At 64.9% G+C, this 12,488-nt stretch carries 8 protein-coding genes; 7 read left to right on the top strand and 1 reads right to left on the bottom strand.

The window, feature by feature from the left end; genetic code table 11:
- Positions 1 to 64: 64 nt before the first annotated feature.
- Positions 65 to 922, top strand: a complete 858-nt coding sequence (locus tag XI06_RS25630; protein ID WP_237861972.1) for a DMT family transporter — start codon at positions 65 to 67, stop codon at positions 920 to 922.
- Positions 923 to 1,025: 103 nt separating this feature from the next.
- Positions 1,026 to 1,958, top strand: coding sequence for a dihydrodipicolinate synthase family protein (locus XI06_RS25625; RefSeq protein ID WP_271606832.1), 933 nt, complete (start codon positions 1,026 to 1,028; stop codon positions 1,956 to 1,958).
- Positions 1,959 to 1,994: 36 nt separating this feature from the next.
- On the opposite strand, the gene XI06_RS25620 is transcribed toward XI06_RS25625, so the two are convergent.
- Positions 1,995 to 3,254: a hypothetical protein gene (locus XI06_RS25620; RefSeq protein ID WP_271606831.1), complete on the bottom strand. Its 1,260-nt coding sequence runs from the start codon at positions 3,252 to 3,254 to the stop codon at positions 1,995 to 1,997.
- 630 nt (positions 3,255 to 3,884) lie between these two features.
- On the opposite strand from XI06_RS25620, the gene XI06_RS25615 reads away from it, so the two are divergent.
- From XI06_RS25615 to XI06_RS25595, 5 genes are all read left to right on the top strand, one after another.
- Positions 3,885 to 4,604, top strand: coding sequence for an outer membrane protein (locus XI06_RS25615; RefSeq protein WP_237861978.1), 720 nt, complete (start codon positions 3,885 to 3,887; stop codon positions 4,602 to 4,604).
- A gap of 502 nt (positions 4,605 to 5,106) precedes the next feature.
- The gene (gene dnaE / locus XI06_RS25610; protein WP_271606830.1) at positions 5,107 to 8,610 is read left to right on the top strand and encodes a DNA polymerase III subunit alpha; all 3,504 of its coding nucleotides are present in this window, start codon (positions 5,107 to 5,109) and stop codon (positions 8,608 to 8,610) included.
- 117 nt (positions 8,611 to 8,727) lie between these two features.
- Complete coding sequence (locus XI06_RS25605; RefSeq protein ID WP_237868787.1) at positions 8,728 to 9,258, top strand: DUF2846 domain-containing protein; 531 nt, start codon at positions 8,728 to 8,730, stop codon at positions 9,256 to 9,258.
- A 101-nt stretch (positions 9,259 to 9,359) separates the two neighbouring features.
- The gene (locus XI06_RS25600; RefSeq protein ID WP_237861984.1) at positions 9,360 to 10,100 is read left to right on the top strand and encodes a carbonic anhydrase; all 741 of its coding nucleotides are present in this window, start codon (positions 9,360 to 9,362) and stop codon (positions 10,098 to 10,100) included.
- Positions 10,101 to 10,256: 156 nt separating this feature from the next.
- Positions 10,257 to 12,488, top strand: a 2,232-nt coding sequence (locus XI06_RS25595) for a caspase family protein (RefSeq protein ID WP_271606829.1), incomplete at its 3' end; no start/stop codon positions are given.

Here is a 12,488-nt window from a genome sequence, read left to right as displayed (position 1 = left end):
CATGGACGCTCCCGCTGGTCGCACGTCAATATCTGGACCGAATGGTCTTGAAAGTAACGGTGCCATGTCGACCATCCAGGTCGTCTGTGCCGTGGCCGTCCCCTTGCTCTGGGGTTATCAGTTCGTGGTCATCAAGGTCGGCGTGACGGAATTTCCGCCGCTCTTCTTCCTCGCACTGCGCTTTATGGTCATCGCGCTGCTGCTCGTTCCTTTCGTCAGGCGGCCGACGCGGCAACAATTCGGTCCTGTCGCTGCCATTTCGCTGTTCCTCGGCGGACTGAATTTCGGGCTCTTCTATGTCGGTCTCGGGCTCGGCTCGGGAAGCCTGTCGGCCGTCGCGTACCAGCTTGCCCCGCCCTTTACCGTCCTGTTGGCCTGGCCGCTGCTGGCGGAGAAGCCGTCGCTCACCACCTCCGGCGGCGTCGTGATCGCGTTCGCCGGCGTGGCCGTGCTCGCTGCGGGGCCGGGCCTGTCGGCCAACGCGCTTCCGCTGCTGCTCGTGGTCGGAGCCGCATTCGCGTTCGCGGTGTCCAACGTCCTGACCAAGCGCTATGGCCCTTTCGATCCGCTGATGCTGATGGGGTGGTCGTCGCTGCTCACGGTGCCGCAGGTGCTGGTGATGTCGTTGCTGCTCGAGCATGGACAGCTCGCAAGCCTCGTCGTCGCGGATGAACGTGGTTGGCTGGCGCTGGCCTACACGATCTTCATCGGAGGGATTGTCGGATTCGGCCTCTGGTTCTGGCTGATCGCCCGATGCTCCATGGGCCGCGTTGCGCCGTTCGGCCTGCTGCTGCCGGTGTTCGCCTTGATATCGAGTGTGTTGTTCCTCGGTGAGCACGTGACGCCAAAGCTGGTCGTCGGCGGGCTGCTCGCGATATCAGGTGTTGCCATGACACAGGTGCGAGCGGCCTCTCGTCCGTAAGAAGGACAGCGGCGAAGGACCTTGTCCACTGAGCCTCTTTGCGAAACGACGACGTTTCGGGGTAGGTTCGTCGGCACTATCAGATATCGTTTGGAGCTCGCCTGTGACCATCGCCCTCAAGGGCATCATTCCCGTGATGCTGACGCCGTTCACCGAAGCGAACACGATCGACTATGCCGGCCTCGAACGGCTGATCGAATGGTATGTCGCCAATGGTGCCGACGCTTTGTTTGCGGTCGCCCAGTCGAGCGAGATGCAGTTCCTGACGCTGGACGAGCGCGTCGCGCTGGCGCGGTTTGTCGCCAAGACCGCGGCCGGCCGGCTTCCGGTCATCGCCTCAGGCCATATCAGCGATTCCAGGGAAGACCAGCTCGCTGAGCTGTCGTCGATCGCGAAGACAGGCGTCGACGGATTGGTGCTAGTGACCAACCGTCTCGCCTCGCGCGATCCGGCGGGAACTGACTTCACCGCCAATCTGACCTGGCTGCTCGACCGGCTGCCCAAGGACATGACGCTCGGCCTCTATGAATGCCCGGCGCCGTTCCGCCGACTGCTTTCCGACGACGAGCTGGCCTTTTGCGCCGACAGCGGCCGCTTTGCCATTCTCAAGGACGTCTCGTGTGATTTGCCGACCGTGCAACGCCGGGTCAAGCTGACCAGCGGCTCGCCGCTGACCATCGTCAATGCCAATGCGGCGATCGCCTTCGATGCGATGAAGTCGGGCGCTCCCGGCTTTACCGGCGTGTTCACGAACTTCCACCCGGATCTCTACAAATGGCTGTTGACGCGGCACCAGAAGCATCCGCAGCTTGCGACCGAGCTTTCGGTGTATCTGGCGCTCGCTGCGATGGCGGAGCCCATGGGCTATCCGAAACTGGCAAAACTCTATCACCAGCGGCTCGGCACCTTTTCCTGCATCGAGAGCCGGGCGGTCGACTTCGATATCCGCGAGCGGTTCTGGGCGCTGGATGCGCTGATCGACAAGATCGTCGAAGGACAGGAGTCGTTCCGCGCGAGAATCGCGGCGACGCGCTGAGCAGGGCGCACGAGACCGCCGCAAATCTCGATGGAGTCAGGGCGACGGCGCGGCCGATGGTGTTGCCGTGGTCTTCGGCGGAGGAATTGCCGGCCAAGGGGGCTTCTGGCTCGTCGTCGCCGGTGGGCATGTTTCCTCGAGCTGCGTCCAGGCCGAAGGCAGGCCGGTGGTGTCGATGTCGAACTTTGCCGTGTCTGCCGTTTCGTCCGGCTTCTGCGTGGTCTCACGGACATGCAGGGCGCGGGACGCCATGATCGCCCTGAACCTGCCGAAATCGAGCGAGCCGCTCCACACTTCGTACTTGCCTGACCGCAGCGGACGTCCTCCCGCTTCCTCGGTGGGGGCGGCATCCGCCGTCATCATGATGGTGCGCTGGCCGATCGCCGCCTCGTCGATCTCGGCCGCGAACATCAGCGGCACGCGATTTTTGCTGTCGCAGTACAGGCGCCATTCCATGGTTCGGAACGACGGGCCGTTGTCGCTTCTGAGCGTCGCGAACTTGCTGATATAGGGCCGGGCTCCCTTCACCAGCCGCCACATCGTCTCGGCCAACGGCCGCTTGTCGATGTTGAACCTGTCGAGCTCAGTGCGCGTCAGCATGTGCAGGTTTTCAAACTTCACAGTATGAATCAGATCGTCAAGCTCGCGGCTGATGCCCATCGCTACGATATAGGCCGCGCGCTCGTGGTCGGCGCTTGCGGTCCGACGCTGCCTGAATTCGGCGAGCAATGCCTCGGGCGGATGGCCGTGAATCGCGAAGACGAGCCGGGAATTATGAACCCCCAGCGCAGCGTCGGGCGCCACTTCGCGCGATGTCGCGCCGAGAAACACGTAGCCGCAGGCCGAGTTGCACATCGCATGATAGGTGGTGAGCTCGGCCTCGATCTCGCCGCCTGCGTTCTTCGCCTTCAGGCAGGCGGCGTCAACCTGCGTGCCTGCGGCACACGCTGTTGCAATCGTCTGGCCGACGCGGGCAACCGCCTTGCGGCTACGAAGGAGCCGCCCGATGACATAGGACTGCTCCACATTGCCGCCGGGCGAATGCAGGTAGATCGGGCGCTGCGTGTCCTTGACGCCGGCGAGGAAGCGGCGAACGCGCGACGCCGCGTTCGCGTCGATCTCGCCCTCGATGGCGATCCAGCGGTCGCAGCCCGGTCCGCATGCGCCAGGTGCGCCCTTCGCAAGATAGATCGTCAGATTGGAGGCAAATCCGGCTTTCTCGGCCGCCGTCTGCTCCGCGCACAATGCAGTGGGAATCGTCAGGGAGGCCAAGAGGAGCAGAACGCGGACAAGCATGGAATGAGGAAGCCGATGTGATGAAGGACGTGAGCCAACGTTACAGGACGATCGGAGCCGCCACAACTTTTAGTGGCACGCTGGCGCGCTGTGATGCGATGTGGCCGCGGCCCTCCCGGTTGAGATGCGCGCAGACTGTTTGCGCGCCTTCATGGAGAAGTCCCACGCAATTCGCATCTCGCCCTTGGACGCTTCAGCGCTGTTGCGCTGTGATGATCTGGCGCAACGAGGCGAGGAGGGCGCGGTCGAGATCGCGCCGTCCTTGCGCGTTCCACCTTGGCAATAAGAGCAGCGCGTCACGTGCCCGCGCGCGAGGCAAATGCAAATGTGGCGATCGCGTGCGACAATGTGGCGGCAATGCGGAGAGAACACGCGCTTCGCTTTTCCAATCACAGAATCGTGCGTGCGGCGTCGTTACGCCGGTTCCCGCCGCAATGCGCAGCTTCAACGCTGGAATCGCTGAACACTCTTGTTTCAAAGGGTTTCCGCGCACGCGTTGCTAAACACTCGGTAATGAAACCGGGCCCTTTGACGTGAACTGTTGCGTCGGAGTTACAGCAATTCCGTCGATCACTGTTATGACGTCGCCACGGCCCGGGGGCCTAACGACGAAACTGGAACGGGATTCAAATGAACAAGAATTTGTTGCTCGCTGCTGTGAGCCTTGTCGCGATCAGCGCGACTGCGCCGGCGCTGGCTGCTGACCTCGCTGCGCGTCCTTACACCAAGGCGCCGGCGATGATCGCCACGGTCTATGACTGGAGCGGCTTCTACATCGGTATCAACGGCGGCGGCGCTTCGGCGCACACGACCTGGGATCAGACCGCTCCGCTGGTGGCCGGTGAAGGTTCCCACAACGCCACGGGCGGCACGGTCGGTGGCCAGGTCGGCTATCGCTGGCAGTCGGCGCAGTGGGTGTTCGGTCTCGAAGGCCAGGGCAACTGGGCTGACTTCTCGGGCGACAATCTCAGCGCTGTGACGGGCTTCACCGATCGCTCGAAGATCGATTCGTTCGGTCTGCTCACCGGTCAGGTCGGCTACGCCTGGAACAACGTCCTGCTCTACGTGAAGGGCGGTGCGGCTGTGGTTGGCACCAAGAACGAGCTGCGCGCCGCCGGCACGACCTTCGCTTCGGTCAGCGACACCCGCTGGGGCGGCACCGTCGGTGCGGGCCTGGAGTTCGGATTCGCTCCGAACTGGTCGGTTGGCGTCGAGTACAACCACATCTTCCTGTCCGGCAAGGATGTCACCTTCGCCGGCTTCCAGACCGACCACATCAAGCAGGACGTCGACATGGGCCTCGTCCGCCTGAACTACAAGTTCGGTGGCCCGGTCATCGCCAAGTACTGAGTACTGAGTACTGAGTACTGAGTACTGAGTACTGAGTACTGAGAATAATCGCTCTGGAACGGGCGATTGTGGAAAGCCCCGGCCTTGCGCCGGGGCTTTTTCTTGCGTGGATTCAGCGAGTTAACCATTTCATTTTGAAGCGCCTGAGCTTGCTTGACTCCATAGAACGAAATGAGAACAATGTTCCTCATACGTTCTGGTGATGGAGCAAGCCATGTTCAGGATTTTCGTGGAAGAAGCCGCTGCACTGACGTCGATCGCACTGTTTGTCGGGATGATCGCGATCTGGGCTCAGGTCATACCGCAGCTGTGATCCCGCAGCTCCAGGCCCCTTGGGGAAAACCGGGATGAGACGGCGAAGCGGCAGCTACAGCGTGGACTCTGGCGCGGCGAGCCCCCACCATTGTGAGGCGAGTCGGCAAGGGTACTCCAATGGCGAGTGGATGATGATCCCGACGCCGGCGACCGCTCCATCTCATCTGCAAGAGGCCGTTACGCGACCATGCCGAGCGCCGGATTTGTCCACCTTCACATTCACTCGGCCTATTCGCTGCTCAAGGGCTCGATCAAGATCGCCAAGCTCGGCGAGCTCGCGAAGAAGGACCACCAGCCCGCGCTGGCGCTGACCGATACCGACAATCTGTTCGGTGCGCTCGAATTCTCCGACAAGATGGCAGGCTACGGCATCCAGCCGATCGTCGGCCTGGAACTCGCGATCGATTTCGGCGACCAGGATCCCAGCGCGCGCAACGCGCTGCCGCCTTCGCGCGTGGTGCTGCTGGCAGCGCAGGAGCGCGGTTATCGCAGCCTGATGCGGCTGAATTCGCGCGCCTTCCTCGAATCCCCTGACAGCCACGCGCCGTTCATCAAGTTCGATTGGTTCGACGGCGAGACCGAAGGCCTGATCGCGCTGACCGGCGGCCCTGATGGCCCGATCTCGTTGGCGCTGGCGAGCGGCCAGGCCGAGGTTGCGGCCGCGCGCTGCGAGCGTCTCGCCGGCCTGTTCGGCGATCGCCTCTATGTCGAGCTGCAGCGCCACAACGTCGACAAGGAACGGCGCATCGAGAGCGGGCTGATCGACATCGCCTACGCCAAAGGCCTGCCGCTGGTCGCGACCAACGAGCCGTATTTCGCGTCGACCGACGATTATGAGGCGCATGACGCGCTGCTTTGCATCGCCGGCGGCCGGCTGATCGCGGAGAGCGAGCGCGAGCAGCTCACGCCCGATCACCGCTTCAAGACCCGCGCCGAGATGGCGGTGCTGTTCGCGGACATTCCGGAAGCGCTGGCATCCACCGTCGAGATCGCCGAGCGCTGCTCGTTCCGCCCGATGACGCGCAAGCCGATCCTGCCGTTCTTCACGGTCGGTGCCGCGGCAAGCACGGACGCGGCCGCGGTCGAGGCGGCGGAGCTGAAGCGGCAGGCGGAGGAGGGGCTCGCCAATCGCCTGCGCGTGCACGGACTGTCGCAGGGCACGAGCGAGGAAGATTACAACAAGCGCCTGGCGTTCGAGCTCGACGTCATCCTGCGCATGAAGTACGCGGGCTACTTCCTGATCGTGTCCGACTTCATCAAATGGGCGAAGTCTCAGGGCATTCCGGTCGGCCCCGGCCGCGGCTCCGGCGCAGGCTCGCTGGTGGCGTGGGCCTTGACCATCACCGACCTCGACCCGATCAAGTTCGGCCTGCTGTTCGAGCGCTTCCTCAATCCCGAGCGCGTCTCGATGCCGGACTTCGACATCGACTTCTGCCAGGATCGCCGCGGCGAGGTGATCAGGTACGTCCAGGAACGCTATGGCCGCGATCAGGTCGCGCAGATCATCACCTTCGGTACGCTGCAGGCCCGCGGCGTGCTGCGCGACGTCGGCCGTGTGCTGCAAATGCCCTACGGCCAGGTCGACAAGCTCACCAAGCTCGTGCCGCAGAATCCGGCGGCGCCTGTCACGCTCGCGGCCGCGATCGAGAGCGAGCCGAAGCTGCAGGCCTTCCGCGATGAAGATCCGATCGTGGCGCGCGCCTTCGACATCGCCCAGCGCCTCGAAGGCCTGACCCGTCACGCCTCGACCCACGCGGCCGGCATCGTGATCGGCGATCGTCCGTTGAGCGAGCTGGTGCCGCTCTACCGCGATCCGAAATCCGACATGCCGGTGACCCAGTTCAACATGAAATGGGTCGAGCCGGCCGGCCTCGTGAAGTTCGACTTCCTCGGCCTGAAGACGCTGACCGTGCTCGACGTCGCCTGCAAGCTGCTCAAGCCGCGCGACATCCATGTCGATCTCGCCACGCTGCCGATCGACGATGCCGAGAGCTACCAGATGCTGGCGCGCGGCGAGGTGGTCGGCGTGTTCCAGGTTGAAAGCCAGGGCATGCGGCGCGCGCTGGTCGACATGCGGCCCGACCGTTTCGAGGACATCATCGCGCTGGTCGCGCTGTATCGCCCGGGCCCGATGGCGAACATCCCGACCTATTGCGCGCGCAAGCACGGCGACGAGGAGCCGGAATATCTGCACCCCGTGCTCGAGCCGATCCTGAAGGAGACCTTCGGCGTCATCATCTACCAGGAACAGGTGATGCAGATCGCGCAGGTGATGTCGGGCTATTCGCTCGGCGACGCCGATCTCCTGCGCCGCGCCATGGGTAAGAAGATCCGCGCCGAGATGGACAAGCAGCGCGACATCTTCGTCGCGGGCGCGGTGAAGAACGGCGTGCCGAAGGGGCAGGCCGAGACCATCTTCGAACTGCTCGCCAAGTTCGCCGACTACGGCTTCAACAAGAGCCACGCGGCGGCCTACGCGCTGGTGTCCTACCACACCGCCTACATGAAGGCGCATTATCCGGTGGAGTTCATCGCTGCGTCGATGACGCTCGATCTGAACAATACGGACAAGCTCTCCGAATTCCGCTCCGAGGCGCAGCGCCTCGGCATCAAGGTCGAGCCGCCGAACATCAACCGCTCCGGCGCGACCTTCGAGGTCGGCGACAAGGTCATCTATTACGCGCTCGCCGCGCTCAAGGGCGTCGGCATCCAGGCCATCGACCAGATCATCGAGGAGCGGACCAAGCGCGGCCTGTTCACCTCGCTCGCCGACTTCGCCGCACGCGTCAATCCGCGCGCGATCAACAAGCGCATCATCGAGAGTCTCGCTGCCGCCGGCGCATTCGACACGCTGGAGCCGAACCGCGCCCGTGTTTTCGCCGGCGCGGATTCGATTCTGGCCGCTTGCCAGCGCGCGCATCAGGCCGAGACCAGCGGCCAGAACGACATGTTCGGCATGGCGGCAGATGCGCCGACCATCATGCTGCCGCAGATCGAGCCGTGGCTGCCGGCCGAAAAACTCCGCCGCGAATACGACGCCGTCGGCTTCTTCCTGTCGGGCCATCCGCTCGATGATTACGCCACCGTGTTGAAGCGGCTGCGGGTGCAGTCGTGGGCGGAATTCTCGCGCGCGGTGAAGACCGGCGCCACCGCGGGCAAGGTTGCAGCGACGGTGGTATCGCGCATGGAGCGGCGCACCAAGACCGGCAACAAGATGGGCATCATGGGGTTGTCCGATCCCACGGGCCATTTCGAGGCCGTGCTGTTCTCCGAAGGCCTTGCACAATATCGCGATGTGCTGGAGCCGGGCGCGGCCGTGCTGCTGCAGCTCGGTGCGGAATTGCAGGGCGAGGACGTCCGCGCCCGCGTGCTGCATGCCGAGCCGCTCGATGACGCTGCCGCCAAGACACAGAAGGGCCTGCGCATCTTCGTGCGCGATACCAAGCCGCTGGACTCGATCGCCAAGCGCCTGGCCGGCCCCGAAGCCGCAGGCACGAATGCCGCCGCACCAAAAATCGGCAGCCCCGGCATCGCACCGCGCTCCAACGGCGACGGCGAGGTCTCGCTGGTGATGATGCTCGACCTCGAGACCGAGGTCGAGATGAAGCTGCCCGGGCGCTTCAAGGTCTCGCCGCAGATCGCCGGTGCCATCAAGGCGGTGGCCGGCGTGGTGGATGTGCAGCAGATATAGCCGTGCTGCCGCGCAATTGCGCGTGAGCCCGGCGGGCGCGGTAAACGCAAACACGCCGTTGCAACCAGACGATGTTTCCGGCTAGCATGCCTTCGGGGAATAAAGTTCGGGGGCGTGATGTTGTTGCGTGGACTGGTGCTGCTCGTGGCTGCGGCGTTGCTGTGCGGCTGTGAGACGACTGCTCGAAGCGGGCTGGATTATGCGGACACGCTGCGGAAGATCGGGCCACCGAAAGCGGGCCAGGCGCGCATCGTTGTGCTTCGCGAAAAGGGTTATGGCGGTCTTGCCGATGCGGGCTGGGGATTTAAGCTTGATGGCACGCCGCTCTCGGGGCTGAAGACCGGCACCTACGTCTATGCTGATCGTCCGGCAGGTCTGCATTGGTTCGTGGCGGAGGAGGCAGGCTTTCCCGGCGTCACGCACGTCGAGTTTACTGCGCGTTCGGGGGAGACCTTGTTTTTCGTCGCCCGCGTGAGCGAACGCAAGAACGCCGTGATCGCAAATGCCAGTACGGGATTGCTGGGCTATGGTCTCACACTCGCAATGACCTCTGGCTACAAGAACCAGGGGCCCGTCGATTTCCTGGCGCTGGATGAAGCGGCGGCACGAACGACGATCGCCGAGCTGAAGTTGGCCCAGGCCGAGTAGGTGCGGAGCAGGGCGGCTCCGGGGTTCGTGACGTCGTCGCAGCAGGGATGTAAGATAGCGCGCCTGCGCTGATCCCGTCGGAACGGTCGAGGAGACCAATCATGTGCGACCAATGCCCTGAAGATCGCTCCAATCATGCAGTGCCTTCACGCCGGTCTGCGATACTGCTCGGAGCCTCTGTGCTGGGCACCGTCTTCGCCGATCGCGCCTTCGCCAAGGAGCACAAGGCGCCGCCCAAGCCGCAGAACGTGCTGGCGCCGGACGCGGCGCTGAAGCGGCTGATGGACGGCAATGCCCGCTATGTCGACGGCGTCACGCGGCGTCACGATTTCAAGCACGAGCGTGAGGCGCTGGCGGGCGGGCAGAATCCGTTTGCGGCAGTGCTGAGCTGCGCCGACTCGCGCATTGCGCCGGAATACGCGTTTGACACCGGACGCGGCGATCTCTTCGTCTGCCGTGTCGCAGGCAATTTTGCCGGCACCGAGACCATCGCCAGCATGGAATACGCGGTCGCGGTGCTCAATACGCCGCTGATCCTCGTGCTCGGCCATGACGCTTGCGGTGCGGTCGATGCAACGCTGAAGGCGATCAAGGACGACAAGCCGCCGCCGGGACACATCCCCTCGCTGGTCGATGCGATTGCGCCGGCTGCAAAGGCCGCGATGCAACAGGGCGGGGACACGCTCGACAAGGCGATCCGCCAGAACGTGATCGACAATGTCGCGAAGCTGAAGGCGGCGGCGCCGATCCTCAACGCGGCCGTGGAGCAGGGCAAGCTGAAGATCGCCGGCGGCATCTACCGGCTCTCGACGGGAACAGTGGATCTGATCGCGCAAGGCTAAGGCAAAGGCGGAAGCTTACGCGGAGCTGACGCGATCCGGCGGGATCGGCGGATGCCATGGCGCCGCCTCAATCCGAGCCTTTCGTTCAAGTGCCGTTCAGACGGCCGCGCGTCTCATGCGTGGTGGACATTCAACAACAATAATGGGCAGCAAGCCATGCGCGGGACACACAAGGCCTTCCTCTGCTTCCTTCTACCGATCCTGCTTGTTGCAGGCGTGATTGCTCCGGCGCGCGCGCAGCAGCAGGAAAAGCGCATCGCGCTGGTGGTCGGCAACGGCGCCTATTCCAAGTCGCCGCTGGCAACCACCGCAAATGATGCCGGCCTGATCGCGCAGACGCTGCAGGCCGCGGGCTTCGACGTGGTCGGCGCGCGCGATCTCGATGGCGACACGCTGCGCAAGAGTCTGCGTGACTTCATCCAGAAGGCGCAGGCCTCGGGACCCGGCACCGTCGCGATGATCTATCTGTCCGGCTATGGCGTGCAGCTGGCCGGCGAGAACTATTTCATCCCCGTCGACTCCAACATCACGCGGGACACCGACATTCCGACCGAGGCGCTTCGCCTCAGCGACTATGCCCGCCAGCTTGCCGCCATCCAGCTCAAGGCCAACATCATCGTGCTCGACGCCGCGCGGGCGCAGCCCTTCGTCGAGGGCGGCCAGCAGCCGATCGCGAGCGGACTGGCGCTGGTCGAGCCGGATCCGAACATGCTGATCGCCTTCAATGCGGCGCCGGGCACGGTGGCCCCAGAGGAGCCGGGACCCTACGGTATCTATGCGCAGTCGCTTGCCGAGATGATCCGCACCGGCGGCCTGTCGTTGCCTGAGGTGTTCGACCGTGTCCGCCTGCGCGTCAATGAGTCCTCGAAAGGCGCACAGGTGCCGTGGGACGACCAGAAGATCTCCGCTCAGTTTACTTTCTTCGATCGCGCCCCCGACGCGCCGCCGCCAGCGACCACGCCCGACCAGGTCGCAGCGATCCGCAACAGGCCGATTCGCGATCTCGGCGTGCAGGATGCCTATGCAGCCGCGCTCGAGCGCGACACGCTGCCGGCCTACGAGGATTTTCTCGCAGCCTATCCCGGCGATCCCCTGGCCAAGCGCGTGATGGCGATCGTGGCGGCGCGCCGCGAGGCGATCACCTGGCGGCGGACCTATCGCGCCGACACGCCGGATGCCTATTGGTCGTATCTGCGCCGCTATCCGCGCGGGCCGCATGCGGGCGATGCAAGGCGCAGGCTCGCAATCCTGACCGCGCCGCTCGAGCCGCCGCCGACTTTCGCGATGATGGACTATGACGTGCCGCCGCCGCCACCGGAGGAGGTTGTGTATGTCGACCGTCCGGTACTGTATTTCAGCGACCCGGATTTCGGTTTTGCGCCGCCGCCGCCGCCGCCGGTCTATTTCTGCCCGCCGCCGCCGCCGGATTTCGTGGTGCTGGCACCGCCGCTTGCCGTCGTCGGCCTGTTCGTGCTGCCGCAGCCGGTGTTCGTGCCGATGCCGGCATTCTACAGTCCGCCGGTCTATGTCGCGCCGCCGCCGAACAACATCATCTTCAACAACATTCATAACACCACGGTCATCAACACCGTGATCAACCAGCCACCGGCGCCGCTGCCGGCCGGCAACGCGGCTGCGGCCGCAGCCATTGCCGCCAACGGACCGGGGCGCCCGAGCGGGATGACGCAGGTGCCGACGGTCGTGAAGCAGCAGGCGCAACAGATCCAGGCCAATCCGAACCAGCCGCTCAAGCCGAGCCAGGCGGCGCTCGTCAGCAACCCCACGGCAAAGCCGGCGGCGATGAAGGTGATGCAGGTTCACGCGACGCCGACCGCGGTCACTCCGTCTACGGCGGCGCCGGCGGCGCCCGGCCATGCGTTGCCGGGCTTCCAGAACGGGCCGACCGCACCAGCCGGTGCGGGCCAAGCCCCCAACGGCAAGCTGGCGCCGACGGCAAATGCGCCCGCCAGTGGCCAGCCGCTGGCTCATCCCACGACGACGACCGCGCCTGCCACCACGACCGCCCCCGCCAACGCCGCAACCACGCCGGCCTCCAAGCCGCCCGTGGCGCAAACACCGCCGACGGGCGCGCCGGATCCGCATGCCAAATCACTGGCGCATGAGCCGCCCGTCACGCCGCCGACCACGACCCCGGCAGGCAAGCCGGGCGTGACCACGACCAATGTGACCAATGGAAAGCCGACGCAGCCGTCGCCGCCCGTCGCCGCGCACGAGCCGATCAAGCCGCAGGGCCAGCGGCCCGCAACGCCATCGCCCGCGCAGGTAACAAGGCCGCCGCCGCCAGCGCCGCACCCGCAGGCGCTCGCAAGGCCGACGCCTCCACCTCCGCCACACGTGGCGCCGCCTCCGCCGCGGGTCGCGCCCCCG

The organism is Bradyrhizobium sp. CCBAU 11434 (assembly GCF_028128895.1).
GTDB classification, from domain to species: domain Bacteria; phylum Pseudomonadota; class Alphaproteobacteria; order Rhizobiales; family Xanthobacteraceae; genus Bradyrhizobium; species Bradyrhizobium zhengyangense.
The sequence above is the reverse complement of the archived record's forward strand: the minus strand, read 5'-3'. Positions and strand labels throughout refer to the sequence as shown.